Source organism: Bradyrhizobium sp. C9 (assembly GCF_002532045.1).
GTDB lineage: Bacteria > Pseudomonadota > Alphaproteobacteria > Rhizobiales > Xanthobacteraceae > Bradyrhizobium.
Window position 1 is genome coordinate 1 of record NZ_NWTG01000065.1, and the last position, 1,019, is coordinate 1,019.

A 1,019-nucleotide genomic window follows, 5' to 3' on the forward strand; every position below is an offset into this window, starting at 1 on the left:
GTGTTTGGTCCTGGCTGATTGGTTGGATGGAATCGGTGTAGAACGAGGCGTGGCCTTTGTCAGGGAGCACCTCGGGTCATGGAACTGAGCCTGCACGCGAACGCCACGACGACGCCGAAGACGCGCGCCTACATCCAGCGCAGCAAGAAGTCGGTTGCCCAATTGGCGGCAGAACTAGGGGTCAGCGAGACCACGATCTATCGTTGGCGCGACCGCACGACGGTCGAAGATCGCTCGCACCGACCGAAGAACCTTGTGACCAGCCTGTCGGCTGTCGAAGAGAGGGCGGTTTGCGAGCTGCGGACGTCGCTGCAGTTGCCGCTGGATGACATCGTCGAGGTCATGCAGCGATGCATCAATGCCAAGCTGTCCCGCAGCGCCATTCATCGCTGCCTGCAGCGCAATGGTATCAGCCGGCTCGCCAAGCCTGACAAACCCAAGGTCGGCATCTTCGAGACCGCCAGCATCGGCTTCATCCATATCGACGTGAAATATCTGCCGTCCCTGCAGCGCCGCACCAGCTATGCCTTCGTCGCCATCGACCGCGCCACCCGCTACGTCTTTGTCGAGATCCATTCCAGACGGGACGGGGCCACCGCGACCGGCTTCCTTGAGCGCTTCCTGGCCGACTTCCCGCACCAGGTTCATACCATCCTGACCGACAACGGCGCCGAGTTCACAGACCGCTTCGCTGTCGACAAGAAGAACAAGCCGCCCGGGAAACCTTCCGGCCACCACCCCTTTGACCAACTCTGCAAGCAGCGCGGCATCCAGCATCGCCTAACCAAGCCTTACCACCCGCAGACCAACGGCCTCGTCGAACGCTTCAACCGGCGTATCGCTGAAGCCATTGGCCGCGAACAAAAGCGCGGCAGCGCCCGGCGGACCTTCATCGACCACGCCGATCGCGATGCCTTCATCGCCAAGTTCGTGCACGACTACAATCGGACTCGCCTCAAATGCCTCGGCTATCAGGCCCCGATACAGGCCCTCGCCAATCTCACGGGACCAAACACGAA

General features: G+C 61.6%; 1 protein-coding gene. It reads left to right on the plus strand.

The window, feature by feature from the left end; translation table 11 throughout:
• Positions 1 to 78: 78 nt before the first annotated feature.
• A partial coding sequence (locus CO675_RS39570; protein WP_097677270.1) for an IS481 family transposase occupies positions 79 to 1,019 on the plus strand: 941 nt, incomplete at its 3' end.